This window comes from Streptomyces asiaticus (genome assembly GCF_018138715.1).
GTDB lineage: Bacteria > Actinomycetota > Actinomycetes > Streptomycetales > Streptomycetaceae > Streptomyces > Streptomyces asiaticus.
Genome location: NZ_JAGSHX010000006.1, coordinates 3,332,635 through 3,355,447, shown reverse-complemented (window position 1 = coordinate 3,355,447; position 22,813 = coordinate 3,332,635). Strand labels below are relative to the sequence as shown.

Below are 22,813 nucleotides of genomic sequence, written 5' to 3'. Positions count from 1 at the left end.
CGGTCGAGGGTGCCCGGCGACCCGCTGTTGTTCAAAGACTTGACACTCCTTCGGGCTGACACGAACCTTGGGAGCGCTCCCACTGGTTCGCACATCCCCCACCACCCGCACGAACCGCGAGGAGGTCCCCCCAGATGCGCGTACAGCGTGGCTCGCCCTTATCCAGCCCACGACGATCAGGGGCACGACGACGAATGAGACGGCTGGTGACCACCCTCGCCGCCGCCCTCTCGCTCCCCGTGGCCATGACCGCGGCGGGCGGCGCCGCCCCCGCGCACGCCGCGGCGGTCCAGTGCGGGGTCGACTACAAGACCAATGACTGGGGCTCCGGCTTCACCGCCGATCTCACCATCACCAACCCCGGCACCGACGCGATCGACGGCTGGACCCTCACGTACGACTACGCGGGCAACCAGAAGCTCGGCAACGGCTGGAACGGCAGCTGGTCGCAGTCCGGCAAGACCGTCACCGTCACCAACGCCGGGCACAACGCGAAGATCGCGGCCGGGGGCAATGTCACCACCGGCGCCCAGTTCACCTACAGCGGCACCAACGCCGCCCCCACCTCCTTCGCCGTCAACGGCGTGGCCTGCCGGGGCGCCCATCAGCCGCCCATCGCGGTGCTGAGCAGCCCGTCACCCGGCGCCGTCTTCAGCTCCGGCGGCACCGTCCCGATGACGGCCACGGCCGCGGCGGCCGACGGGGCGACGATCAGCAAGGTGGAGTTCTACAGCGACACCAAGCTTCTCGGCACCGACACCACCTCCCCGTACGCCTTCGACTACACGGACGTCCCGGCCGGCGACTACTCGCTCTACGCCAAGGCGTACGACAGCCAGGGCGCCGCCGCCGAGTCCACCCCCGTCGGCATCCATGTGGCGGCCGGGCCCGCGCTGGTGGCCAGTCCCGGGCAGCTCGGGGTGCAGCAGGGCAGGACCGGGACCTTCGGCGTCAAGCTGTCCACCAAGCCGTCCGGAGACGTCACCGTCTCCGTCGCCCGCACCTCGGGCAACACCGGCCTGACGATCACCTCGGGCGCCACCCTCACCTTCACCCCCGCCAACTGGGACACCGCGCAGCAGGTGACCGTCGCCGCCGCGAACTCCGGCACCGGCGCCGCGACCTTCACCGCGACCGCCGCCGGCCACACCAAGGCCGAGGTCACCGTCACCCAGCTGGCCGCCGCGAAGGTCTACGACGCCCGCTTCCTGGACCTCTACAACAAGATCACCGCACCCTCGGCGGGCTACTTCTCGCCCGAGGGCGTTCCGTACCACTCGGTGGAGACCCTGATCGTCGAGGCCCCCGACCACGGCCATGAGACGACCTCCGAGGCGTACAGCTATCTGATCTGGCTCCAGGCGATGTACGGCAAGGTCACCGGCGACTGGGCCAAGTTCAACAACGCGTGGGACCTCATGGAGAAGTACATGATCCCCACCCACGCCGACCAGCCCACCAACAGCTTCTACAACGCCTCCAAGCCGGCCACCTACGCCCCCGAATGGGACCAGCCCTCCCAGTACCCCTCGCAGCTCAACGGCAATGTCCCGGTCGGCAACGACCCCATCGCCGCCGAGCTGAAGAGCGCGTACGGCACCGATGACATCTACGGCATGCACTGGATCCAGGACGTCGACAACGTCTACGGCTACGGCAACGCGCCCGGCAAGTGCGAGGCGGGCCCGAGCGACACCGGCCCCAGCTATGTCAACACCTTCCAGCGGGGCCCGCAGGAGTCGGTCTGGGAGACCGTGACCCAGCCCACCTGCGACAGCTTCAAGTACGGCGGCAAGAACGGCTATCTGGACCTGTTCACCGGCGACGCCGCGTACGCCAAGCAGTGGAAGTTCACCAACGCCCCCGACGCCGACGCCCGGGTCGTCCAGGCCGCCTACTGGGCCTCGGAGTGGGCCAAGGCACAGGGCAAGGGCGGCCAGATCTCCGGCAACATCGCCAAGGCCGCCAAGATGGGCGACTATCTGCGCTACGCGATGTACGACAAGTACTTCAAGAAGATCGGTAACTGTGTCGGGGAGACCGGCTGCCCGGCCGGGAGCGGCAAGAACAGCTCCCACTACCTGCTGTCCTGGTACTACGCCTGGGGCGGCGCCACCGACACCTCCGCGGGCTGGTCCTGGCGCATCGGCTCCAGCCACGCCCACGGCGGCTACCAGAACCCCATGGCGGCCTGGGCCCTGAGCTCGTACGCCGACCTCAAGCCCAAGTCAGCGACAGGCGCGAGCGACTGGTCCACCAGCCTCAAGCGCCAGCTGGAGTTCTACCGCTGGCTCCAGTCCAGCGAGGGTGCCATCGCGGGCGGCGCCACCAACAGCTGGCAGGGCCGCTACGCCACGCCGCCGTCGGGCACGTCCACCTTCTACGGCATGTACTACGACGAGAAACCGGTCTACCACGACCCGCCGTCCAACCAGTGGTTCGGCTTCCAGGCGTGGTCCATGGAGCGCGTCGCGGAGTACTACAACCGCACCGGTGACGCCTCCGCGAAGACGGTCCTGGACAAGTGGGTGAAGTGGGCGCTGTCCAAGACCACGGTCAACGCCAATGGCACCTACCAGATCCCGTCCACCCTCCAGTGGTCCGGCCAGCCCGACACCTGGAACGCCTCCAGCCCCGGCGCCAACGCGAACCTGCACGTCACCGTCGCCGACTACACCAATGACGTCGGTGTGGCGGCCGCGTACGCCAAGACCCTGTCCTACTACGCCGCCAAGTCCGGCGACACCAAGGCCAGGGACACCGCGAAGGCGCTGCTGGACGGCATGTGGGACAACTACCAGGACGCCCTCGGCATCGCGGTCCCCGAGACCCGCGCCGACTACAACCGCTTCGACGACCCGGTCTACGTGCCCAGCGGCTGGACCGGGACCATGCCGAACGGTGACAAGATCGACTCCGGCTCCATCTTCATGTCGATCCGCTCCTTCTACAAGAACGACCCGGCCTGGTCGAAGGTCGAGGCGTATCTGAAGGGCGGCGCGGTGCCCAGCTTCACGTACCACCGGTTCTGGGCCCAGGCGGACATCGCGCTGGCGATGGGGTCGTACGCGGACCTCTTCGAATAGCGGCTACGGCACCGTGGCGGGGCTCCCGGCCCCGGGAGCCCCGCCACGGTGCCCGGTCAGCGCCGCCTCCAGCCGCTGGATGTAGCGGTGCTGGAGGCGGGCGGTGCGCTGGAGCGAGAGCACCGACCGCAGGAACTGGTCCATATCGGCGGCCCGGGTGAGGATGTCGTCCGGCACCCGCTCGTCGGCCTGCCCCCGGGGTTCGAGTACCGCGTGCGCCCAGGCACGGGTGACCGGTTTGAACATCCCCGGGTGGTTGGCCACGATCCGCGCCCGTACCGCCAGGTCGTTCTCGGCCGCCTCCACATGCAGTCCGTCGTCCTTGTTGCGCGCGCCGAACAGCGGTTCGTGGAGGTGATGGGCGGTGAAGCCGTGCTCGGCGCAGGCGATCCAGAAGTCCCAGTCCTCACCGGTGCGCATGGACTCGTCGTAGCCGCCGACCGTCTCCCACACCTCGCGGCGGTAGAGCGAGCAGTAGAACATGATCAGTCGCTGGAGGAGCAGTTCCGGTCGGTACGCGGGCAGCTCCAGCACCTGGGCGGGCAGGTCCTCATCGTCGGCGAACGCCGAGACATCGGTGGAGACGATCGCGATGTCCGGTTCCTGGTCCAGCACGGCGACGGTCTTCTCCAGCATCGTCGGCGCGATCACGTCGTCGGCGTCCAGCGGCAGCACATAGCGGCCACCGGTGGCCGCGATACCCGCGTTACGGGCGGCCGAGACCCCCGCGTTGGCCTGCCTCAGCAGATGGATCCGCCGGCCGGGGTGCCGGGCGATCAGCGACCGGGCCACCTCCGCGGTGTCGTCCGGGCTGCCGTCGTCCACGATCATCAGCTCCCAGTCGTCGTACGTCTGGGCCACCACGCCGGCCACGGCCTGCGGCAGATAGCGGCCGTAGCCGTGGCAGGGGATCACCACCGAGACCGCGGCCCCCGGGAGAACCGCCTCCCGGGGGCCGCGGCCCGGATCGGCAGCGGGCGGCGTCATCGGACTCCGAAGGGGGATGAATCCTCGGCTGAACGGGTATCGACGGCGATGTTGGCGCATTTTGAGGAAGTGCCGGTCATCGGCATGATGACCACATTGGCGGCGCTGCCGGCGCCGGAGACATCACACTCGTTCTTCTGCACCACGCTCTTCGGGTCGCCGAAGATACGCGCGAAGTTGAGACAGCCGACGCCTGCGCCGACCGCCGCGATCGGCGAGTTGGCCGCGCTGTCGCAGTCGTTGCGCTGCTGGACGCCGCTGCCGGGAACGCCCGGTGCGCCGGGAGCGAGCGCGGTGGCGTCGACACCGCCGCCGAAGGCGACCGCACCGGCGGTCGCCGTCACCAGGGCGGCAGTTCTAGCGATGTTCATCAAAAGCCTCCTCGTGGAACTTCCGCGGAGACACCCGCGGGCACCTGCCCAACGAGCCCGGAGGGAGGAGGCTTCGGAAGCGCGTACGGCTTCACCTGTCCGGAGCAGCGCACTCCGACTCCGCCGCCGGATCCGGCTCCGAACGCGGATGGTACGGACGGTGTGGACGGCGCGGATGAACCAGCTCAAGCGCGGGCAGCGCCCAGCACTCCGTCCCCATGTCGTGCGCGAGTGCCGCCAGCCCCTCGGTCTCGATGAGCCGCCGGTACGGAACGGCCGGGAACACCAGGCCGTCACGGTGCAGATCGGCGCGGACCAGCAGCCCCGCGCCTCCGACGGAGTCCACCCGCACTCGCTCCCGGTCCCGCAGCTCGTCCAGGTAGGCGCGCCCGAACCCCTTGGGCGGCTGCAGGATTCCGTCCCGCAGCCAGCGGTCCCAGTCCAGAGTCCCGGCGTCGGACGTCAGGGCCCAGGTGTTGAGGTCGAAAGTGGGCCCGCCCGGCTCGGACACGCAGTGGGGGACGACGATGTCCTCGTCCGCGTCGAGCAGCCGCCGGACGAGATCGGGGGGACAGTCCGTCACATCGGCGTCGAGCCACAGGACCCAGCTCTCGTCCGCGAGCGCCCGGGCAAGCAGATGGTTGCGGGCCCGGGCCAGCACCGAGCGTCGTGTGCGCTGGACGGAGGGCTCCCAGCGCGGCCCGGCCAGCCGCAGCCCGTAGTGCCGCCGTACGAGGGTGACGCGGGCGAACTCGGCGGTGAGCGCGGGCAGTGCGTCCTCCAGCAGCTCCCATGTGGCGTCCCGGCTGTCGCCCTCCAGCAGCCCGAGCGACAGCGCCTCCCGGGGGTGGTCCAGGGCGCGCAGGTTTTCCAGGTGGCGGGGGAGGAAGTCGGCGGCGTCCCTGACCGGGGTGAGGATCAGGACCGTGGGGCGCTCGGCCGGGACGGACGGCAGGGACCGGGCCCGGGGGACCGCCGCCCCCTCACACCGCACCGGAGCCCCTGCTCTCTCCTCTGCTTCCGCCTCCGGCGCGGTCTGCCGTTCGGGCTCCTCGTGCTCCGCGTGCACCAGGTCCGCCGGGGCCACCGGCAGCCGGGCCGCCAGCGCGCGCACCGCCGGCGCGTAGTCACCGCCCGTCCAGAGCTGGGTCGCCGCGTCGAAGAGGCCCGCGAAGTGCGGTGCGTCGAAGGTGTTCTCGCCGTGGTGGACGTACGTGTACAGCTCGGGCGCGTCCACGGACGCCACCCGTCCCGTGCGCACCACCTGCTCCGCGACCGGGGTGTCCTCGCCGCGTCTCAGCGCCGGATAGCGCGGCAGCGCCTCCTTCGCGCACACCATCGACCCTTCCCATACCCGTGTCCCCGAGACGGCGAGCATCCGGCGCGCGGGCCACCACAGCCGCTCCCGGGCCAGGAAGCATGCCGTGGCCCCGAGCCCCAGGAGCGCGGCCATCTGGACGTCCAGCCGCTCCGGGTCGTAGAGGTCGTCGTCGTCCCACTGGCACACGTACGGCCCGGTGGCCAGGTCGACCGCGGCGTTCCGCAGATCGCCCAGCGGCCGTCCCTCCGGCGGCAGCCGGTGGAGCCGTACCCGTGGATCGGCGAGGGTGTGAACGTGCTGTTCCAGGCTGTCGTCCGTGCCGTCGTCCACGACGACCAGCTCGGCGCGGGGGTAGGTCTGGGTGAGAAAGCAGCGGATCGCCCGTTCGGCGAGGCGTGGCCGGTCTCCGGTGACCATCAGGCAGGACACCAGCGGCGCGGGCGCACCCTCGGCCCACCGGGCGCGCTGGGCGTCGAGATCCAGCGTGCCCCGCGCGCACGGCCGCAGGTCCTGGCTGGTCCAGAAGGGGACCGTGCGCCCTTCCGAGACGCGGGGCGTGAAGGCCGCGTCGTGCGCCCAACTGCCCGACCAGTGGTGCACGGCGTGCGCCCGCTCCAAGTCCACCGTCCTCGGCCCCAACACCTCCGTGGCGTACGGGCTCGGCTTGGGGTACAGGACTTCCGGTCCGAGCACCGTGATCGTGCCGTCGCACGGGGCGCCGTCGAGCGCGCGCGTGAGGAAGAACGGCCCGGTCGCGTCCAGCGCGCTGGGCGCGGTGTGGGCGCCGACCAGTTCGCGGTGGACGTGCGCCCAGAAGGGATGGCCCGGCCGGGAGGCGAGAAACGCGTTGCCGACCACCCGCGGCAACCCGGCGCGCCGCGCGCACAGCAGCCGGGTGTGCTCCTCGGGTTCGAGGCCGAGGACCAGCTCGCGGCCTTCGAGCAGACCGTCCAGCGGGCGCAGGGCCTCGAAGTCGAGGTCGGCGTAGACGCCGCCGAAGTGGTCGAGCAGGAAGTACCGGACCGCGTCGGCCCGCATGATCGGCTCGGGATAGCCGTCGTAGACCGGCAGGAACCAGGGGTAATGCGCGGCGAGGAAGGCGCGGTTGTCGGTGTCCGTCCACAGCCGGTATTCCCACCCCGGATGGTGGCGGCGCCAGGACTCGGCCCAGCGCCGCCACACGGCGGGTACGTCCGCGTCCTTCCATGTCTGGTGGATGACGCGCGGAATTCCCCTTTGCGTAGACATCCGCACAGTATGTCCGAAGGATGGTGTCGATCGGTCCAGGGAGGACAACAGCACCGAGAACAGCACCCGTTCGGGGTGGTTGGTCAGGCCGGGGCCGACGCGCGGTACACGCTGCGCACGTTGTCCTCCGGCCGTGGCTTGTCCCTGCCGGCGGGCCCCGCCGCGAAGGCGCGCAGCAGATTCTCCGTGACACGGGTGACGAAGGCCCTGGTGCGTGCGTCCATCCCGTGATCGCGCCCGTTCTCCTGGGTCCCCGCCATCAGGGCCTCCACCCAGCGCATCGTCCCCGAGGCGAAGACCCCCGCTCCGCTCGCCACGGTGTAGTACGCGGAGTCCGAGTGGCTGTGCCGCCCCCGGCAGACCAGGGGGGAGTGGGCGATGATCCGCAGCGGCGCCGGGGTGGGATCGCCCGGGGTGACCCGGTCGTACTCCACACCCACCAGATGGTCGAAGGAGTCCCCGTCGTCCACCCCGGTCCCGGCGAACAGCCAGTGGCCGCTGTCCAGGACGACGTACGGGGCGTCGGTCGGGTAGCCCTCGTAGAGGACGCCGGTCAGCGAGGACTCGGGATCGGGTGCGGGGGGCTGACGGAAGTCGGTGGTCGCCAGGTCGCGGTGGTTCACCAGGTACGGGTCGTCCCGGTAGGCGGTCTTGTAGCAGACCACGGTGCGCGCGGGGGCGCCGCCGGGGCCGGGCTCCAGCCGGATCCGGCGGAAGCAGGTGTTGGCGCCGAGGAAGGCCAGATTGGTGCCGTCGTCCCGGGACCGGGTCACGTACCGCCGCTGCTGCGGGGTCCAGTACTCGTCGTGACCGAGCGACAGGGCGGCCGAGGCGCCCTCGAGCACGGCCGGTCGCAGATGGACGTCCACGCCCGTGGTGTACGCGAGCGGAAGGCCCAGCCGTTCGGCGAGGACCACCACGGCCCGCTCGTAGACCAGGAACTTCTCCGCCCCGCTGCTCGCGTACGGCCGGTCGAAGCTGACCGCCAGCGAGCGGCTCCCGTATGCGCCGTCCCGGCCCTGGTAGAGGCTGTAGCCGCCCCAGGTGTTGTACGCCTGCCAGGTGGCCGGTGCGTGCATCAGCAGCGTCCGGCCCCGCGCCTGCCGTGAGCGCACGATCAGTGGCACATAGCGCTGATGGCCGTTCGAGGCGTCCAGTCGCAGCAGATACGCGCCCTCCGGCCAGTTCCGGGTGCGTATGCGGAGTGAACGGTCCCAGTCGGCCCGCACCGTGCGGGTGGCGCCGAGGAAGAGGGGCGCGCCCTGCTTCCTGCCGGCCACTCGGTCCGACCGCCACACCAGCCGCGCCTGCGCCCCGCCGTACCAGCCGATCCGGTAGGCCGATACGCGGAAGGCGGGGGCGGTGGTCGACACATGGAGGCCGACCTCCTCGTCGGGCAGCACACTCACCCGGTCGGTATAGCCCTCGATGGCGTCGGGCGGCCCCACCGAGCGGATGCGCCAGTCGGCACTGCCCGGCCGGGCCCGCTCCGCCTCCTCCGCCCGGCGCGCGGCGTCGGCGCGACGGGACGGGCGGGCGCGGTGGCCGTTCCGCTCGGTTGAGGAGTCGCAGCCCGTCGCGACCGCCGCCGCGGCACCGGCCGCGGCGGCGGCCCCGAGGAAGCGGCGGCGGCCCAGCCCACCGGATATGCGGCCGTGATCTCCGTCCACCGGACCATCGTGGGGCGCGGGGCGGGGGCGGGCGAGCCGGGAAGGCCCGAAGGGGTATCCGGCCGCGCGGTCCGGCGCCTCCGAGGTGCGGCGTTTCCGAGGTCCGGCGTTTCCGAGCTGCGGCGCCTCCGAGGTGCGGCGGGAGGGCGCGGGGCGCAGCCTGGGACATATGACCGAATCCCAGGCGCCGCGCATCCACCGGCCTCCGATCGTGGTGCACGGCGTCCAGCAGAACGATCCCCCGTTCCGTCTGGTCGAGATCGCCGGTGAGCTCGCGGGCAAGGCGCACTCGGTGCTGGACGTCATCGAGATCGCGCGGGAGGTCGGCCTGGACGACGTCGATCTGGACGATCCGGATGTGGTCCGGTGGGTGGGCGGCGACAAGTTCACCTGGACGTCGTTCTGGCCCCCGAACCGGCCGCACCGCGAACACCGGGGCTAGATCTACTGTCAACCTGGCGTTGACACCCAGGGGGCGTCAACCTATGGTTGACACATGACGAAACCAGTCGGACTCACCCATCCCGTGCGCCTCGACGACCTGATCGAGGCCATCAAGAAGGTCCACCCCGACGCCCTCGACCAGCTCACCGACGCGGTGATCGCCGCCGAGCACCTCGGCGACGTGGCCGACCACCTCATCGGCCACTTCGTGGACCAGGCCCGCCGCTCCGGCGCCTCCTGGACCGACATCGGCAAGAGCATGGGGGTGACGCGGCAGGCGGCCCAGAAGCGCTTCGTCCCCAAGGCGTCCGGCGAGCCGTCGGACCTCGACCCGAGCCAGGGCTTCGGCCGCTACACGCCGCGCGCCCGGAGCGTCGTGGTCGCCTCCCAGAACGAGGCCCGCGCCGCCGCCAACGCCGAGATCCGCCCGGAGCACCTCGTCCTCGGCCTCCTGGCCGAGCCCGAGGGTCTGGCCGCCAAGGCGATCGTCGCCCAGGGTGTCCTCCTGGACGCGGTCCGCCAGGCCGCCACCGCCGCCCTCCCGGTCGCATCCGACTCCATGCCCGCACTGGTCCCCTTCGACGCGGACGCGCGCAAGGTCCTCGAACTCACCTTCCGCGAGGCCCTGCGGCTGGGCCACAACTACGTCGGCACCGAGCACATCCTCCTCGCCCTCCTCGAGCACGAGGACGGCGCGGGCCTGTTGACCGGCCTCGGCATCGACAAGGCCGCCTCCTCGGAGTTCATCGCCCAGGCGCTGACCCGCGTCGCCGAGGCCGTCAAGGACGAGGGGAAGGGATAGCCGAGGGCCGGAACAGCCGTGCGGTGCCGGTCAGGTCGAGGACCCGCCTGGCCGTGCGGCTCGGGGAGCGGACGATGACCGTCTTGCCGTGGGCGAGCGCCTCCCGGCGGAGCCTCAGCAGCGCGTTGAGCGCCGCGCAGTCCCAGAACCGCACCGCGCTCAGGTCCACGTCAACGCCCTCGGCGGAATCGCGGAGGGCGTTGCGCAGGACGGCGGACATGACGGGGGCGGTCTCGTAGTCCACCTCTCCGTTGACCACGACAACCTTCCGGGGGCCTTCCGGGTAGCTGTCGGTGAGGAGGACGGACGAGGGGCTCCACGGCGTCGAGCCGTCCGGTATCCCCGGTGCTGCCATGTCGATCGCGGGCCTGTACGGCGAGCGATGTCCAGGCTCGGGCACGGAGATGTCTCGTGCGTGCACCTGTCTGTCTCCCCTCAAGGTCGCCTCGACGGCGTCACACGACTTGCTATACACGAAGTCGGATTCATGTTTCCAGATGCGCTATTGTCTCGGCAATATCATGAGGCCATGGGAGGAGTACCTGAATCGCACATTGGATGGACGTTCTTGACCAACCACGCCCGCGTGCTGGCCGCGATCGCCGATGATCCGAACGTACGGATCCGCGACATCGCCGCGCACTGCAGGCTGACCGAGCGTGCCGTCCAAAAGATCATCGGTGACCTGGAGCAGGACGGATATCTGTCCCACACCCGTGAGGGGCGTACGAACACGTACCGCATCGAGCCGGGGAAGGTCCTGCGCCACCCCGCCGAGGCCGGGCTCCCCGTGGCCTCGCTCCTCTCCCTGCTCGTCGAGGACGAGGACCGGCGCAAACACGTCGACGGCCCCCTCGGCGACGGGGGGACGGCAGCGGATGAGGCTCCCGCCCAACCGGCCTCCGACTCCCGCACGCCTCGACTACGCTGAAGCGCATCCCTGACATCAGAGCCAGGAGGAGTCACGGTGCGCATCGGCGAACTCGCCGCCAAGACCGGCGTCAGCGTACGAGCGCTGCGCTACTACGAGGAGCAGGGCCTGCTCGCCTCGGAGCGCAGCCCCAGCGGCCAGCGCCACTACGCGGACACCGCGGTCGACCGCGTGCTGTGGATCCAGTGCCTCTACGCCGCGGGTCTGTCGAGCAAGACCCTCCGCGCATTCCTCCCCTGTACGTACACCGGCGTCGCCACCCCCGACACCATCGACCGCCTGACCGCCGAACGCGACCGCATCAACGCCCAGATGGCCGACCTGGCCACCACCCGCGACCGCCTCGATGCCGTCATCGCGGCGGCCACTGGCACGGTCGCGGGCGAAGTGTGCTGCTTCCCGCAAAGCGCCTGACCAGGCAACCACCGCCCAGCGTTGGAACTGCCGTTGGGCCAGGGCCTTCGGGCAGCTGAGCCCCGTGACTCAGTTCGCGTGCGGCCGACCGTCTCGGACCCACGTCACCATGACCAGGGCCGCGGTGACGTACATCAAGACGCTGAAGGTGGCCACGGATTCGACGTACTGCTCGTAGCCGTCTGCGCGCAGCTGGAGCGCGAGGGAACCGAGCGCGGTCCCAAGCGCCGCGGTAGCGGCGGACATGGCGACGAACGGGGCCCTGGTCATGAGTGCTTCCTCCAAGCCACGAGATGACTGAACAATGCCGAGAGTACATGGATGGCGATGTCACCCTCGGAATCGGTTGTGGACGGTCGGCCAAGTGCCAAATCCCGCGCCGCGGCTGCGCGTTGCACGGGGCACTGCATTGACTCCTGGCGCGGGCACCGGCACCACACAGGCACCGGCACCTGAGTGCCCAGGATCGACCGACTGCGGTCATTCAGGATGCATAGGGCTGTATGGGCGATCCGGGCCGACCCCGGCCGACCCCCGCTCGCCGGGTTGGGCGCAGGGGCAGAGCGCAGAGCGCATCCTCATCCCGAAGGGCCTGATCCGCGGTGCTGCCGTCCTCGCGGACCGCTTACGGGCGCTCGCCATGACGAAAGAGGCCGTTGACCCGCTTTGCGCTGGTCAACGGCCTCTTTGAAAAGGGTGAGTAACGGGACTCGAACCCGCGACATCCTGGACCACAACCAGGTGCTCTACCAGCTGAGCTATACCCACCATGACCGGCGCTTTCCGTACCGGCCGAGAAAAAGTGTACAGGGTCCGGAGGGGTGCTCGCTCCCGGCTTTCGGGGAGTCGGGAGCGAGCACCGGGATGGCGGTGGGGTCAGGCGTGCCGGGCGGGCAGGACGTGCTTGGTCGCGATGGCCTTCGCCGTGTCCGAGTCCGGGCCGGGAGCGGGCACGAAGATCGCTTCCCGGTAGTAGCGCAGCTCGGCGATGGACTCGTGGATGTCCGCGAGCGCGCGGTGGTTGCCGTTCTTCTTGGGGCTGTTGAAGTAGGCCCGCGGGTACCAGCGGCGGGCCAGCTCCTTGATCGAGGAGACGTCGACGATCCGGTAGTGGAGGTAGCTCTCGAGCGTCGGCATGTCCCGGAGGAGGAAGCCCCGGTCGGTGCCGACCGAGTTTCCGCACAGCGGGGCCTTGCCGGCCTCGGGGACGTGCTCGCGGATGTAGGCCAGGACCTGGTCCTGGGCGTCCTCGAGCGTGGTCCCGCCCTCGAGCTCGGCGAGCAGGCCGGAGGTGGTGTGCATCTCGCGCACCACCTCGGGCATGGTGACCAGCGCTTCCGCGGGGGGCCGGACAACGATGTCCACTCCGTCGCCCTGGATGTTCAGCTCGGAGTCCGTGACCAGCGCGGCCACCTCGATAAGCGCGTCGTTCGCCAGCGAGAGCCCGGTCATCTCGCAGTCGATCCACACCATGCGATCGTTCATACGTCTCACCCTACGGGGCGTTCCCGCTGGCCGGGCAGGGACGGACGGCCCGGGGCCCGGCCCGCTGCCTGTTCGGGCAGGCGTGGGGCGTAGGCGTCCGACTCCGGTTTGCCAGGTTCCGGATGCGGAGCGTGATGGTGGTGCGGAGGGTGCCCCGAGTGGCCGGTGGAGGCGCCGGGCGGGCCCGGCCGCCGCAGCGGCAGGGAGTGGTCGCCGGCCCGGGGTTCGATCACCTCGGCGCGGTCGGGCCGGTCGGCCCGCTCCAGTCGCTCCAGTCGCTCCAGCCGCTCCAGGCGGTCGGGGCGGTCCGGGCGCTCCGCGGGCCCGCCCTGGGGCCTGCGGGCGCGGTACGCGGCCCGGTAGGCGGCCGGGGAGGACCCCAGCTGCCGCCGGAAGTGCCCGCGCAGCGCGACCGGCGAGCGGAAGCCACAGCGCCCCGCGACCTCGTCGACCGAGTAGTCGGAGGTCTCCAGGAGCCGCTGCGCCTGTAGCACCCGCTGGGTGATCAGCCACTGGAGTGGAGCGCTCCCAGTGAGCGAGCGGAACCTGCGGTCGAAGGTCCTGCGGCTCATATAGGCGCGGGCAGCCAGGGCCTCGACGTCGAACTGCTCGTGCAGATGCTCGAGCGCCCACGCCACCACCTCGGCGAGCGGATCCGCCCCGATCTCCTCTGGTAACGACCTGTCCAGATAGCGCTCCTGCCCTCCGCTGCGGCGCGGCGGGACGACCAGGCGCCTGGCGAGTGCGCCGGCGGCGTCCGCGCCGTGGTCGGTGCGCACGATGTGCAGGCACAGGTCGATCCCGGCGGCGGTGCCCGCCGAGGTCAGTACGTCGCCGTCGTCCACGAAGAGCTCGCGGGGGTCCACATGGACCGACGGATAGCGCTTGGCGAGCGTCGGCGCGTACATCCAGTGGGTGGTCGCCGGGCGGCCGTCCAGCAGCCCGGCGGCGGCCAGTACGAAGGCCCCGGTGCACAGGCCCACGATCCGCGCGCCCTCCTCGTGCGCGCGGCGCAGCGCGTCGAGCGCGGCGGCCGGTGGCGGCTGGGTTATCGACCGCCAGGCCGGTACGACGACGGTGCCGGCCCGGGAGAGTGCCTCCAGGCCGTATGGTGCGGTCAGTTCCAGTCCGCCAGTCGTTCGCAGTGGCACATCTTCGCCCGCGCACACCAGAAGTCGGTACCGAGGAACTCCGGCGTCCTGCCGGTCGATACCGAAGACGGAGAGCGGGATGGAGCTTTCGAAGATGGGGCCGCCGCTGAACAGCAGCACCGCGACGATTTCTCGTCGCCGGCGTCCGGAGAGCTTGCGCGAGGTCTCCGGTACGGTCGTGGAGTCCTGGCTCATGGCACTAAGCCCCCCTCGGTGGTCGCGTCCTCTCGGTCCTGCACGTTTCCCCTCGGTCCTGAACGGTTCCCCCGCCGGTCATGGCCAAGATCGAATCTACTGTGTCGCGTGTGGTCGCCGTGACCAGTTCACCACCCGCCACTATGTCGACATGACAACTTGGCGCGAAGCATTCGATCACGAAGCGTTGCACTCGTAGCCCTCGCTGTGAAGTACGCCTTGTGCGGACACCCACTTCCCGTAGGGGGTACGTGTGCCCCGGACCCCTTTCCACGCTGGCCGGACGGGTGTTGAGCACGGCGTTTGCCAAGGAAAGAAGTGTGGCCGGAAGTTGGCTGAAAACAAGCGGGCGCAGACGTGCGGATGCGTCATACGACCGGCGTACCTCCCCCTCGTACTTCTTCAGGGGCGAGCGGCCGTCTGCCGGGCTTGAGCGGTGCTATAGCGACGCTCCATCGGCGCTGAGTGCGCGGAGCACTACGCACCGCTTCCCCGGCTCCGATCCTTTCCGGTCGGCCCTCAGACGCGGCGGCCGCCACGGTGCGCGCCGATCCCCGTACGGCCGTGGCGGCCCCGGTGCGGGGAGACGCCGTCCGCGTCCAGCCGAGCCGCGATGCGCTCGGAGTGGCGCAGCAGGGCGCGGCTGGCGGCCGTCACGGCGGCGAGGCCCGCGGCGACCCCCAGGGCGGCGCCGAAGGGCGATCCGCACAGGAGCAGGACGACGGGGACCACGGCGCAGCTGAAGGCCGCCCAGCGGATCACCTCGCTCACCGCGTCGCTAGCGGGGGCCTGGACCTGGGCTCGAGGGGGGCTCGGAACGTGGGGCCGTCCGGGTGTCCCGGCCCCGCCGCCGGGGGTGGAGCCGGGGGCGTCGTACTCGGGGGCGACGGGCACGGGCAGGGCTCCTCTCGAGCGGCCGGCGAGGTGCCGGCACGGGGCTCGGCGCGGGGGTGGCGAGGGCGCGGCGGGCGGGGGATCCGGGCAGGTGAGCCGGGCGGGCCGGGACCGCCGCACCCGGTGCCGCTACTACAACGCCCGGCCCGCGCCCAGGTCACTGCCGGGCGGCCGCACGGCGTACCGCGGCGGCCCCGCCGGGCCGGTCCGCCGCCCGGGGCCCGGGCCGACGGGGGACCACTTGGGGCATTGCGTTACGGGCCGCCCTCCGGCATGCTCCGGGGAACGCTTCGGGCGCTCCGCTCCCGTGGCGGCCTCTGGGCAGGTGGTGAATGCCGCCGTACCCTTGGGGGTAAGGGCTTGGAAAGATGAATCCCGGACGGATTTCGACTCCTCGAGACCGCCCCCGAGCTCCAGCGGAGCTCACGTCCCCCCGACAGCCCTCTACCTGAGCCCCCGCCGATCCCTCCGCACGAGGACATCCTTCGCCGAGACACCGATGGCCGGTCACGAAATCCCCGAACCCGCGGACCGCAAGCGGGTCGCCGATCACATGGCGCACCCCGAAGCGGCGGAAGAAACACGTCATTCCTGCGATCCAGCGTTCCAGCACGGCGTCGTGGTGGGATTCGACGGCTCCATGTCGAGCGAACGAGCCCTCGCCTATGCGATCGGCATGGCCCGGCGCTCCGGCTCCGGGCTGATCATCGTCCATGTGGCCAACCGGCTGCCGACGACGGTCTGGGCGGGCTGTGAGCCGCCGGTCTTCGTCGACGTCCCCGATCACCGCACCGAGGTGCTGGGGCTCGAGCTGGCCTGCGCCGATCATCTCTCCGAGGTGCCCTGGATCCTCGTCGAACGGGGCGGGGACATCTGCCATGAGCTGGAGGAGGTCGGCCGGGAGTACGCGGCCGACGCCATCGTGGTGGGCTCCACGCACGGGCTGGTGGGGCGGATCTTCGGCTCGGTCGCGGGGCGGCTCGCACGCCGGGCGCAGCGGCCCGTCGTCGTCATCCCCTGAGCGTCCGTCCGGCGTCATGCGCTGAGCGTCTGTCCGACGTCCTCCTCTGGGCATCCCCCGAGCGCCCTCGCCCCCCCCGTTCTCGCGGGCCGTCGCACCCGTCCTCGTGGGCCCTCCTGGCCGCTTCCCGGGCCCGTTCGGCCCTTCTGGGCTCTGCCGGGTTCCTGGGACTCTGGACGCACCATGCCCGGCGCGCCTCCTCGTCAAGTGACGTTGTTCAGTCCGAAACCTTTTGCGTCGGCACGACGTGGCGCGGGCGCCTGGAACCGGACACCCTCAACTCCCCTTGACCGCAGGTGAGATGGCGTCAGTCTGTCTTGACAACGGACGAACCTACCCGTGCGTAGAGGTGGATTGTGCGTTTGTGAGGGGTACAAACCGTTCGATCGTGCTGTCGCGCGGGAAGTGACGGTTCCCGCGCGACGGCCAGCCGCCGGCGTAGGAGAGGCGACGTCGGCGCAGGGGAGGCGGCCCCCGCGTGCGTGGTGGCACACGCGGGGGACCGCCGAAGGATGTTCCCAGGTCGCGGGCGGTGCGGACCTACTCGACCGTCACCGACTTGGCGAGGTTGCGGGGCTTGTCGATGTCCCGGCCGAGCGCCAGCGCCGTGTGATAGGCGAGCAGTTGGAGCGGAATGCCCATCAGGATCGGGTCGAGCTCCACCTCATTGCGGGGGACCAGGATCGTGTGGTCCGCCTTCTCCTGCTCCCGGTGGGCCACGGCCAGGATCCGGCCGCTGCGGGCCTTGATCTCCTCCAGCGTCGCCCGGTTCTTCTCCAGCAGGTCGTCGTCGGGCAGGACCGCCACGGTGGGCACCTCGGGCTCGATCAGCGCGAGCGGCCCGTGCTTGAGCTCGGAGGCGGGGTACGCCTCGGCGTGGACGTAGGAGACCTCCTTCAGCTTCAGGGACGCCTCGCGCGCGACCGGGTAGCCGCGGACCCGTCCGACGAACATCATGCTCTTTGCGTTCGCATATTCCGCGGCCAGCTTTTTGATCTCCTCCTCGCCGCGCAGCACCTCCGCGATCTGCTCGGGCAGCTTGCGCAGCCCGGCGATGATCCGCTTGCCGTCGGCGACCGAGAGATCGCGGATCCGGCCCAGGTGCAGGGCGAGCAGCGCGAAGGCGACGGCGGTGTTGGTGAAGCACTTGGTGGAGACGACACACACCTCCGGCCCGGCGTGGACGTACACCCCGCCGTCCGTCTCCCGGGCGATCGCGCTGCCCACGACATTGACGACGCCCAGCACCCGCGCGCCCTTGCGCTTGAGCTCCTGGACGGCCGCCAGGGTGTCGTAGGTCTCGCCGGACTGGCTGACCGCGATGTAGAGGGTGTCCGGGTCCACCACCGGGTTGCGGTAGCGGAACTCGCTCGCGGGCTCCGCGTCCGCCGGGATCCGGGCCAGCTCCTCGATCAGCTGGGCGCCGATCAGACCCGTGTGGTACGCCGAACCACAGCCGAGGATCTTGACCCGGCGCACCCCGCGCGCCTCGCGGGCGTCCAGGTTGAGCCCGCCCAGGTGGACGGTGGAGAAGCGGTCGTCGATCCGGCCGCGCAGCACCCGGTCCACGGCGTCGACCTGCTCGTGGATCTCCTTGTGCATATACGTGTCGTGGCCGCCCATGTCGTACGACTCGGCCTCCCACTCCACGGTGGTGGGGGAGGTGGAGGTGCGGCTGCCCTCGGTGGTGTAGGTGCGGTAGTCGTCGGCCTTGAGGGTGGCCATCTCGCCGTCGTCCAGGGTGACCACCTGGCGGGTGTGGCTGACCAGCGCGGCGACGTCCGAGGCGACGAACATCTCCTTCTCGCCGATCCCCAGCACCACCGGCGAGCCGTTGCGGGCGACGACGATGCGGTCGGGGAAGTCCGCGTGCAGCACGGCGATGCCGTAGGTGCCCTCGACCATCGCCAGCGCGTGGCGGACCTTCTCCTCCAGGGTGGGCGCCTGGGAGCGGCCGATGAGGTGGGCGAGCGCCTCGGAGTCGGTGTCGGAGACCAGCTCCACGCCGTCGGCGGCCAGCTTGGCGCGCAGATCGGCGGCGTTGTCGATGATGCCGTTGTGGACGACGGCGACCTTGCCGTCCGCGTCCTGATGCGGATGGGCGTTGATGTCGTTGGGCGCGCCGTGGGTGGCCCAGCGGGTGTGGGCGATGCCGGTGGTGCCCGCGAACCGCTTGGGCAGCCTGGCCTCGAGGTCCCGGACCCGGCCCTTGGCCTTGGCGGTCTTCAGCCCGGCGCTCTGGGCGCCCTTGGCGGGCTTGCCCTGGATCGCGATGCCCGCGGAGTCATAGCCGCGGTACTCCAGCCGCTGCAACCCCTCCAGCAGCAGCGGTGCCACATCGCGTTTCCCGATGTATCCGACGATTCCGCACATGGTGTTCAGACCCTCCCAATGGATCGCTCGTGCATGCTCGTGCTCGTGTCCGGCGGTGGCGGCCGCCGTCGTGGACCGGCGTCGTGGACCGGCGCGGCACCGGCGTCGTCAGCCGTAGACGATGCGGCGCAGCTGGCGCAGCGAGAGTTCGGGCGGGGCCACCGCGCGGTACGGCAGCTCGGCCGTGATCCGCTCGAAGATGTCCGCGTTGGTCAGCCCGCCGGACTGGAGTTCGCGGTGGCGGCGCCGGACGAACTCCTCCGTCGTCTCGTCGAAGTACGCCAGGACGTCCAGCACCACCCGGCCCGCCTCGCCGCGGCTGAGCGGCGTACTGCGGACCAGGTGGTCGATGAGGTCATCGTGGGACATGCGGCGGTCGAGCATCCGTAGATACTGCGATGCGGCGCGGTGTTTCGCAACATTCCTGCCCGATATCGGGCAAGGTTGGGTCTCAGTGACGGAAATCCTTCCCCCGGTGGCGAGGGAACCGTCCCTCAGGCGTCGGAGAAGCGGCGGAGCACGGCCTGTTTGGCGGTGGTGAACTCCTCCTCGGTGAGGATCCCGCTCTGGTGAAGATCGCCGAGTTCGCGCAGCCGTCGCAGCAGAACGTCGTGATCCACCTCACCCTCGTCGCCCCCGGCGGGCCGGGCGTCCGCGGGCACCGGCTCGGGGGCGGGCGGCTGGGCGGGGAGCGCCTTCGCCGGGGCGCCCGGATGCGGCATCCGCGCCATGACGGCCGCCGCGACCAGCGCCATCAGCGGATCCTTCTTGAATCCGTACAGCACCACGGCATGCGGGTCGTACTTGGGCGCGGCCGTCGCCGTGGCCTTCGCCGTGATGAAGCGGAGGTAGCCGTTCTCCAGCCCGGCGGCCGGGACCCACTCCACCATCTCCAGGTCCGGCAGGAGGATCGTGCGGGGGCCGCCGGACTTCTTCGACTCCTCGGTCTTCCAGTTCCAGTCCAGCCGGACCCGCTCCCCGTCGAAGGAGGCCGTGGCGTCCCCCGCCGACGCCGAGATCGGCACCGAGGGGCCGGGCAGCACATAGCGGTCGCAGGGGCCCGTCGGCACCTGCTCCAGGATCAGCGCCTGGCGGACCTCGTCGACCAGATACTCGGCGAGGTCCCTGCGGTCCGGCTCCACCGGGAGCTGATACGGATCGGCGGCGTCCGGCAGCTTGCCGCCGGTGGCCTGCGACAGCGGGTCCGCCCCCTCACGCAGCCGCAGCCGCAGCCGGCCCGACTTCCGCCCCGGCTCGTAGGCCACTCCGGCCAAGGCCACCAGGGGGACGGTCAGTTCGCCGAGCGCCTGCCGTACGACATGCACATTGCGGTCCCGCCCCGGGACGATCCGGATCGCTTCCCCGTCAAAGCTCCAGGCGCCATCGCGCTGGGTGATTTCCGCCATGCGGTGAATTCTGACAGGCAGACAGCGACACATTGGTCTACACCTTGACCGCAACTGACCCTCGCGGTACCCAAGATGCCACGTTTCGTTGAAGGGATCCCCTGTGAGACGACGCCGTGCTCGACTTCTGTGTTCCCTGCTGCTGACCGTGGTGGCCGGGGCGGGGACCGCGGCCTCCTCCGCCTCCGCTTCTCCGGCTTCCCCCTGGTCCGCTCGCTCGTCCTCCGCTTCCGCTCAGGACGCCGCCGCGGCCGCCCCGACCCCGCTGGACCGGGTCGTGCCCGCGCCCGCGTCCGTACGGCCCGCGGCGGGCTCGTACGCGATCCGCCCGGACACCCGCGTCCGGGTGTCCGGCTCCGACGGCTCGGCGCGTTCGGCGCGCCGGGTGGGCGACTATCTGGCGCGGGTGCTGCGCCCCTCCACGGGCTTTGCGCTGCCCGTCACCACGCGATCGGGTGACGACGGCATCCGGCTGCGGCTGACGCCCAAGGCGGCCGGGGTGCGGGCGCTGGGCGAGGAGGGGTATCGGCTCCAGGTCACCGGCCGCGCGATCACCCTCACCGCACGCGGCTCCGCCGGGCTGTTCCACGGCGTCCAGACGCTGCGGCAGCTATTGCCCGCGTCCGTCGAGCGCACCACCCGGCAGCCGGGCCCCTGGCGGGTCTCCGGCGGCACCATCACCGATGTGCCGCGCTACGCCTGGCGGGGCGCGATGCTCGATGTCTCCCGGCACTTCTTCGGGGTGGACCAGGTCAAGCGCTATATCGACCAGCTGGCCCTCTACAAGATCAACACGCTGCACCTGCATCTCTCGGACGACCAGGGGTGGCGGATCGCGATCGACTCCTGGCCGAACCTGGCCAGGCACGGCGGCTCCACACAGGTCGGGGGCGGGCCCGGCGGCTACTACACCAAGGACGACTACCGCGAGATCGTGGCTTACGCGGCGAGCCGTGAGCTGACCGTCGTCCCCGAGATCGACATGCCGGGCCACACCAACGCGGCGCTCGCCTCCTACGCGGAGCTCAACTGCGATGGCGTCGCCCCGCCGCTCTACACCGGCACCGAGGTCGGTTTCAGCTCGCTGTGCGTGCCGAAGGAGGTGACGTACGACTTCGTGGACGACGTCATCCGCGAGCTCGCCGCGCTCACCCCCGGCCCCTACCTCCACATCGGCGGCGACGAGGCCCACTCCACCAGCCATGAGGACTATGTGGCCTTCATGGACCGGGTGCAGCCGGTGGTCGCCAAGTACGGCAAGACGGCGGTCGGCTGGCACCAGCTGACGGGCGCGCACCCCGCCAAGGGCTCGATCGCCCAGTACTGGGGGACGGACGGAAGCGAGAAGGAGGTCGCGGACGCGGCCAAGGCGGGCACCCGGCTGATCCTCTCCCCGGCCAACCGCGCCTATCTGGACATGAAGTACAACGCCGACACTCCGCTGGGGCAGAACTGGGCCGGATACGTCGAGGCGAAGCAGTCCTACGACTGGGACCCTGGCACCTACATCAAGGACGCCCCGGCGTCCTCGGTGCTCGGTGTCGAGGCGCCGCTGTGGTCGGAGACCCTCCAGACCAGCCCGCAGATCGAGTACATGGCCTTCCCCCGGCTCCCCGGCATCGCCGAACTCGGCTGGTCGCCCGCGAGCGCGCACGACTGGGACGACTACAAGGTGCGGGTGGCGGCGCAGGGCCCCCGCTGGGACGCGATGCGCATCGCGTACTACCACTCCCCGCAGATCCCCTGGCCCAACGGCTGAGTCTCTCCCGGGACCGGGTCCCGCACCTTCCCGGGGGGCACCGCCGCTGAGGCGGTGCCCCCCGGGCGCAGCTCAACGCCGCTTGTTCAGCTGGCGAAGCCGAGCTCTCGGGCGATCAGCGTGCGCTGGACCTCGCTGGTGCCCTCGCCGATCTCCAGGATCTTGGAGTCCCGCCACATGCGGGCCACCGGATACTCGTTCATAAAGCCGTAGCCACCGTGGATCTGGGTGGCCTCGCGGGCGTTGTCCACCGCGACCTCGGAGGAGTAGAGCTTCGCGATCGACGCCTCCTTCTTGAACGGCTCGCCGAGCACCAGCCGGGACGCCGCGTCGCGCCAGGCCACCCGGGCCATATGGGCGCGCATCTCCATATCGGCCAGCTTGAACTGGATGGCCTGGTTGGCGCCGATGGGGCGGCCGAACGTCTCGCGGGTCCTGGCGTACGCCACCGACTCGTCCACACAGCCCTGGGCGAGCCCCGTGGCCAGGGCGGAGATCGCGATCCGGCCCTCGTCCAGTATCCGCAGGAACTGGGCGTAGCCCCGGCCCTCCGCGCCCAGCAGGTTCGCGGCCGGGACCCGGCAGTCGGCGAAGGACAGCTCACGGGTGTCCGACGCGTTCCACCCCACCTTGGAGTAGGGGGCGGCCACGCTGAAGCCGGGGGTGCCGGACGGCACGATGATCGAGGAGATCTCCGGGCGGCCGTCCTCCTTGCGCCCGGTGACGGCGGTGACGGTGACCAGCGCGGTGATGTCCGTACCGGAGTTGGTGATGAAGCACTTGGTGCCGTTGATCACCCACTCGCCGGTGGCCTCGTCCAGCCGGGCCGTGGTGCGGGTGGCGCCCGCGTCCGAGCCGCCGCCGGGCTCGGTCAGGCCGAACGCGCCCAGGGTCTCCCCGGAGCAGAGCCCCGGCAGCCAGGTGCGCTTCTGCTCCTCCGTGCCGTAGAGGAAGATCGGCATCGCGCCGAGCGAGACCCCCGCCTCGAGCGTGATCGCCACCGAGGAGTCCACCCGGGCCAGCTCCTCCAGGGCGAGACAGAGCGCGAAGTAGTCCCCGCCCATACCGCCGTACTCCTCCGGGAAGGGCAGGCCGAACAGGCCCATCCGGCCCATCTCGCGGATGATCTCGTACGGGAACTCATGGTGCTCCCAGTACTCCCCGATCTTGGGGGCGACCACATCGTGCGCGAACGCCTCGACGGTGCGGCGCAGTTCCTCGTGTTCGGGGCTGAGTCGGTGGTCGATCGGCATGG

Annotated in this window: 20 protein-coding genes and 1 tRNA gene; 7 read left to right on the top strand and 14 right to left on the bottom strand. The window is 70.8% G+C overall.

The window, feature by feature from the left end; all coding sequences use genetic code 11:
- Window positions 1-194: 194 nt before the first annotated feature.
- Window positions 195-3,086: a glycoside hydrolase family 48 protein gene (locus KHP12_RS21435; protein WP_211833485.1), complete on the top strand. Its 2,892-nt coding sequence runs from the start codon at window positions 195-197 to the stop codon at window positions 3,084-3,086.
- Window positions 3,087-3,089: 3 nt separating this feature from the next.
- On the opposite strand, the gene KHP12_RS21430 is transcribed toward KHP12_RS21435, so the two are convergent.
- The 4 genes from KHP12_RS21430 to KHP12_RS21415 all read right to left on the bottom strand — a co-directional run bounded on the left by KHP12_RS21430 (window position 3,090) and on the right by KHP12_RS21415 (window position 8,683).
- A complete protein-coding gene (locus KHP12_RS21430; RefSeq protein ID WP_086880105.1) occupies window positions 3,090-4,073 on the bottom strand; it encodes a glycosyltransferase family 2 protein in 984 nt (327 codons plus the stop codon).
- Window positions 4,070-4,417, bottom strand: coding sequence for a hypothetical protein (locus KHP12_RS21425; protein WP_244202550.1), 348 nt, complete (start codon window positions 4,415-4,417; stop codon window positions 4,070-4,072). The genes KHP12_RS21430 and KHP12_RS21425 overlap by 4 nt, the downstream gene beginning before the upstream one ends.
- Before the next feature lie 118 nt (window positions 4,418-4,535).
- Window positions 4,536-7,013, bottom strand: a complete 2,478-nt coding sequence (locus tag KHP12_RS21420; RefSeq protein WP_086880107.1) for a glycosyltransferase — start codon at window positions 7,011-7,013, stop codon at window positions 4,536-4,538.
- A gap of 83 nt (window positions 7,014-7,096) precedes the next feature.
- Window positions 7,097-8,683, bottom strand: a complete 1,587-nt coding sequence (locus KHP12_RS21415) for a N,N-dimethylformamidase beta subunit family domain-containing protein (protein ID WP_308289483.1) — start codon at window positions 8,681-8,683, stop codon at window positions 7,097-7,099.
- A gap of 169 nt (window positions 8,684-8,852) precedes the next feature.
- Between KHP12_RS21415 and KHP12_RS21410 the strand changes: the two genes are divergently transcribed.
- Both KHP12_RS21410 and KHP12_RS21405 read left to right on the top strand, forming a co-directional pair.
- Window positions 8,853-9,125 (top strand): hypothetical protein, encoded by a 273-nt coding sequence (locus tag KHP12_RS21410; RefSeq protein WP_037953118.1) that lies wholly within the window; start codon window positions 8,853-8,855, stop codon window positions 9,123-9,125.
- Between the two features lie 54 nt (window positions 9,126-9,179).
- Window positions 9,180-9,929 carry a Clp protease N-terminal domain-containing protein gene (locus KHP12_RS21405; RefSeq protein WP_211833483.1) on the top strand — a complete coding sequence of 250 codons (750 nt, stop codon included), beginning with the start codon at window positions 9,180-9,182 and terminating at the stop codon, window positions 9,927-9,929.
- On the opposite strand, the gene KHP12_RS52440 is transcribed toward KHP12_RS21405, so the two are convergent.
- A complete protein-coding gene (locus tag KHP12_RS52440) occupies window positions 9,907-10,350 on the bottom strand; it encodes an STAS domain-containing protein (RefSeq protein ID WP_244202552.1) in 444 nt (147 codons plus the stop codon). The two genes, KHP12_RS21405 and KHP12_RS52440, sit on opposite strands and share 23 nt — an antisense overlap.
- Window positions 10,351-10,458: 108 nt before the next feature.
- Here KHP12_RS52440 and KHP12_RS21395 point away from each other — a divergent pair, with 108 nt between their 5' ends.
- Both KHP12_RS21395 and KHP12_RS21390 read left to right on the top strand, forming a co-directional pair.
- On the top strand, window positions 10,459-10,860 hold the full coding sequence (locus KHP12_RS21395) for a helix-turn-helix transcriptional regulator (protein WP_244202553.1): 402 nt from the start codon (window positions 10,459-10,461) through the stop codon (window positions 10,858-10,860).
- 36 nt (window positions 10,861-10,896) lie between these two features.
- Window positions 10,897-11,274 (top strand): MerR family transcriptional regulator, encoded by a 378-nt coding sequence (locus KHP12_RS21390; RefSeq protein ID WP_086880109.1) that lies wholly within the window; start codon window positions 10,897-10,899, stop codon window positions 11,272-11,274.
- A gap of 69 nt (window positions 11,275-11,343) precedes the next feature.
- On the opposite strand, the gene KHP12_RS21385 is transcribed toward KHP12_RS21390, so the two are convergent.
- The 5 genes from KHP12_RS21385 to KHP12_RS21365 form a co-directional block, all read right to left on the bottom strand.
- On the bottom strand, window positions 11,344-11,544 hold the full coding sequence (locus KHP12_RS21385) for an SCO3870 family protein (protein ID WP_086880110.1): 201 nt from the start codon (window positions 11,542-11,544) through the stop codon (window positions 11,344-11,346).
- A gap of 425 nt (window positions 11,545-11,969) precedes the next feature.
- Window positions 11,970-12,042: transfer RNA gene (locus tag KHP12_RS21380), tRNA-His, on the bottom strand.
- 108 nt (window positions 12,043-12,150) lie between these two features.
- Window positions 12,151-12,759 carry an oligoribonuclease gene (gene orn, locus KHP12_RS21375; protein ID WP_086880111.1) on the bottom strand — a complete coding sequence of 203 codons (609 nt, stop codon included), beginning with the start codon at window positions 12,757-12,759 and terminating at the stop codon, window positions 12,151-12,153.
- 5 nt (window positions 12,760-12,764) lie between these two features.
- The gene (locus KHP12_RS21370) at window positions 12,765-14,105 is read right to left on the bottom strand and encodes a helix-turn-helix domain-containing protein (protein WP_086880112.1); all 1,341 of its coding nucleotides are present in this window, start codon (window positions 14,103-14,105) and stop codon (window positions 12,765-12,767) included.
- 519 nt (window positions 14,106-14,624) lie between these two features.
- Window positions 14,625-14,999, bottom strand: a complete 375-nt coding sequence (locus KHP12_RS21365; protein ID WP_372455213.1) for a hypothetical protein — start codon at window positions 14,997-14,999, stop codon at window positions 14,625-14,627.
- 499 nt (window positions 15,000-15,498) lie between these two features.
- Between KHP12_RS21365 and KHP12_RS21360 the strand changes: the two genes are divergently transcribed.
- A complete protein-coding gene (locus tag KHP12_RS21360) occupies window positions 15,499-16,020 on the top strand; it encodes a universal stress protein (RefSeq protein ID WP_020871124.1) in 522 nt (173 codons plus the stop codon).
- Between the two features lie 540 nt (window positions 16,021-16,560).
- Here KHP12_RS21360 and glmS read toward each other — a convergent pair.
- The 3 genes from glmS to KHP12_RS21345 all read right to left on the bottom strand — a co-directional run bounded on the left by glmS (window position 16,561) and on the right by KHP12_RS21345 (window position 19,799).
- Window positions 16,561-18,393 carry a glutamine--fructose-6-phosphate transaminase (isomerizing) gene (gene glmS, locus KHP12_RS21355; RefSeq protein WP_037953110.1) on the bottom strand — a complete coding sequence of 611 codons (1,833 nt, stop codon included), beginning with the start codon at window positions 18,391-18,393 and terminating at the stop codon, window positions 16,561-16,563.
- Between the two features lie 108 nt (window positions 18,394-18,501).
- On the bottom strand, window positions 18,502-18,777 hold the full coding sequence (locus KHP12_RS21350; RefSeq protein WP_037953108.1) for a hypothetical protein: 276 nt from the start codon (window positions 18,775-18,777) through the stop codon (window positions 18,502-18,504).
- Window positions 18,778-18,887: 110 nt separating this feature from the next.
- Entirely contained in the window at window positions 18,888-19,799 is a 912-nt protein-coding gene (locus KHP12_RS21345) for a DUF4429 domain-containing protein (RefSeq protein ID WP_211833481.1), read from the bottom strand.
- A gap of 103 nt (window positions 19,800-19,902) precedes the next feature.
- On the opposite strand from KHP12_RS21345, the gene KHP12_RS21340 reads away from it, so the two are divergent.
- Complete coding sequence (locus KHP12_RS21340) at window positions 19,903-21,558, top strand: beta-N-acetylhexosaminidase (protein ID WP_086884056.1); 1,656 nt, start codon at window positions 19,903-19,905, stop codon at window positions 21,556-21,558.
- An 86-nt stretch (window positions 21,559-21,644) separates the two neighbouring features.
- Here KHP12_RS21340 and KHP12_RS21335 read toward each other — a convergent pair whose 3' ends face one another.
- Window positions 21,645-22,811, bottom strand: coding sequence for an acyl-CoA dehydrogenase family protein (locus tag KHP12_RS21335; protein WP_208653147.1), 1,167 nt, complete (start codon window positions 22,809-22,811; stop codon window positions 21,645-21,647).
- Window positions 22,812-22,813: the final 2 nt, after the last annotated feature.